Origin of the sequence: Arthrobacter sp. Hiyo1 (assembly GCF_001263615.2) — a bacterium.
Lineage (GTDB): Bacteria > Actinomycetota > Actinomycetes > Actinomycetales > Micrococcaceae > Arthrobacter.
Map to the genome: position 1 here is coordinate 739,532 of NZ_DF952468.1, position 2,875 is coordinate 742,406.

The 2,875-nt window shown below is 64.1% G+C and carries 2 protein-coding genes, 1 tRNA gene and 1 pseudogene; all 4 read right to left on the reverse strand.

Annotation, left to right across the window (positions count from 1 at the left end; translation table 11 throughout):
* Positions 1 to 213 precede the first annotated feature (213 nt).
* Positions 214 to 384, reverse strand: a complete 171-nt coding sequence (locus AHiyo1_RS24420; RefSeq protein WP_172465479.1) for a hypothetical protein — start codon at positions 382 to 384, stop codon at positions 214 to 216.
* A gap of 300 nt (positions 385 to 684) precedes the next feature.
* A tRNA-Arg gene (locus AHiyo1_RS03245) sits at positions 685 to 757 on the reverse strand.
* An 87-nt stretch (positions 758 to 844) separates the two neighbouring features.
* Positions 845 to 2,363: pseudogene (locus tag AHiyo1_RS03250) on the reverse strand (FAD-dependent oxidoreductase).
* On the reverse strand, positions 2,360 to 2,875 hold a 516-nt coding region (locus AHiyo1_RS03255; protein WP_148667426.1), incomplete at its 5' end, for an FAD:protein FMN transferase. The pseudogene AHiyo1_RS03250 and the gene AHiyo1_RS03255, both read right to left, overlap by 4 nt.

Consider the following 2,875-nt stretch of genomic DNA (forward strand, 5'->3'; position numbering starts at 1 on the left):
CCGCCTGGAGGTTCTTGATGTGGAGCAGGGATTCCTTGGCCGCCCGTGCGATCACCCGCAGGCGGGGCTCGTGCTGTGCCGCCAGCCTTCGCAGCATGTAGGGAGGAATGATGGAACAGATCACGGCGAACCCTTTCGTACCTGTTGGACGGGTACGAACAGCTTAGGAGTGGCTACTGACTTTTTAGCCGGGCCGGTGCGGCATGTCCGGGATCACGACGACTCGGAGGCCTCCTGCAAGCACACCGGCAACAGTTCCTCCTCATATTCGGGGCCCTTCAGGATCCGTTGCAGCTTGCCGAGGTCCACGATGCCATTGCCCCAGGCCAGTTCGATTTCGTAGAGGGCTTGCTTGTTGCGGCGGGCGGCTTCACATTCAGGCATCGGTGTCCTTGGGTTGTGGGCAAAGGATGGTTGCGAGATGTGCTGCTGGGAGCCGCGACAGCTTCTTGGCGAGAACCGGGGCAATGGACTCGAGCTCGGGGAACGCTGCTGCGGGCTCCTGTTGAGGTGTCTGCCCTGGTCTTTTTGTTGTCTGCACAAGAACGTTGTGCTGGCAGGCGGCCAATCGTGACGCAGTTTTCCACTTTTTGTTGCCCGACTGGCAAGCGGCGAGGCTCCACGGCAAACGGTGAGGCAAAGAAAAACCCCGCCGGTTCCTTGAACTGGCGGGGTTTTCTGTTGTGCCCTCGATAGGATTCGAACCTACGGCCTTCTGCTCCGGAGGCAGACGCTCTATCCCCTGAGCTACGAGGGCATCCGGGGCTCCCGTCCGTTGCCGGAGGGACGTCCACGAGCTTAGCAGGTCACCGCGCCGCAATGGAAAACGGGCGGGGGCGAGCCGTCAGTAGCCCGCGAAAGCGTCCACATGGATGCGTCCGGCTCCGGCATGGCGGGCGGCGGAGCGAAGGGTGTCCACGTTTGCCGGGGACCCGGAGACGTACACGTCCCGCTCGGCCACATCGGGGATGAGCTCCCGCAGGGAGTCGCCGTCGATGCGGCTCCGCCCGGCGTCGTGCATGAACGACGGCGGCGGGGAACCGTCCGAAAGGCGGGCGATGACCCGCGCGCCCGAGGCCTCCAGGACATCTCTCCCGGCAAGTTCTGCGGCGCTGGGGGCGAGATACAGCACGACGATGTCCCGTCGCGCGGAGCTGCCGGACGCAGCTGGGAAAGGAAAGGCGCAATCCCGATTCCGGCCGCGATGAGCAGCACGGGTTTGCCGGCGTCGGGCGGCAGGACAAAGTCGCCGCCCACCGCGGTTCCGCTGACGCACTCTCCAGGCTCAAGCGCGAGCAACGCACGCTTGGCGGCGGAGACTGGTTCCGCCGTGCCGACGCCGAATGTCATCTCGGGCGAGTCGGGCGAGCTGGTGATGCTGAAGACCCGTCGCCGCCCTTTACCGTCCGAGCGCGAGTGCGGAAGGTTGAGTTCCATGAACTGCCCCGGGAGGAAACGGACGGGCCGTCGTGGCTCAAAGCGGAACTCGGTAGTGAACGGCGTCAGGGGGCGCGAACCCTTGAACGTCAGCATGATCCCGCCCCGCTGCCCCACGAGGAACGCGAGGAGGTTTCCGATCAGCAGAGCGAGTTCCGGCGAATTGGCCACGCCCGCCACGTTGTACGGCACAGCAAACAACAAGGCCACGACGGCGGCCAGTACCATTTGCTGCCAGCGGCGGGGAGGCAGGGTGAGGGGCTCGGTGAGCATGAAACCGACGAAAAAGAGCAGTGGCTGCTGCGCGATCGGTTGCCACAAAGCGGGTCCGAAGGACATTCCGCCGCGCAGGAGCACGGCGCACACCACCGACAGCGCCACGACGAAGAAAGTGCAGGCCATGAGCACCTTCAGCGTCCGGTACAGCACCAACAGCACGCCGGGAACCAGGAGCCACAACATGGCCGGGGTTGCCGCCCACCACGTGGCGATGTTCAAACCGGTGAGCCCGGCGATGAAGCGCCCGCCGCGGCGGGATTGAATATATGCCGGCCTCGGAACGCCAAGACGTATTTGGATGCCGAGGCCAAGACGCATGCCACGGCGACTCCGGCGAGGTCGAGGACCTGGACCGAAGGAATCAGCTCGGTGGGCCAGAACAGGAAGTACAACAAGAGGCCCGTGATGAGCGAGGACTCCGAGTGCGGCTGGACCTTGAAGAGCATGGCCATGAGCCGGTTGGATGCATACGTCAGGCCCAGGCACAGCACAAGATGGACAACCATTTCAGGCAGCCCGAAGCTCAACCAGCCCAGGGCGTTCAACACCATGCTGTACGCCGCGAGAACGGCAAGGACCCAAAGAATCAGCCGGTACATCGTGAAATGGCCGAGCCAGGCATCCACTCGCGCTTTGATGGCAATCATGAGAACAGTGTCCCTTCGAAGCCGGCCGAATAGGCGGCGTGTCCGTCCGAATAGACCATGAGCCAGGAAAACTCGAATTCTCGCTCAAGTACTTTCGGATCCACCATGAAGAGCGCCGTGGCCAGCGCATCGGCTTCCATTGCGGTGGTAGCCATGGTCCACGTGGCCACCACGGTCTCTATCGGGAACCCGGTGGCGCCGTCGAGGACATGGTGCAGCCCGTCGCCCCACGCGCGGCGGTTGGCGGCTGAAGCGCACAGCGCCCCGTCATGGAGTTCGACGACGCCGATCGCCTGGGTGGGGTCGTAGGGGTGTTCGAGGCCCACGCCCAACGGCTCCGCCCCGGAATGAAGCATGTCGCCGCTGGCATCGACCAGGAACTCCGTGGTTCCCGCTCCACGCAGGACCGAGGCCAGAAGGTCCACCAATTGGCCTTTCCCGGCAGCACCGATGTCCAAAACCACAGGGACGGAAGCGGAAATCTCCGTGCCGTTCCATACGAGGGCGTCTTC

Coding starts and splice junctions, on each gene's coding strand:
- AHiyo1_RS24420 (WP_172465479.1), bottom strand. CDS start 384: ATGCCTGAATGTGAAGCCGCCCGCCGCAACAAGCAAGCCCTCTACGAA.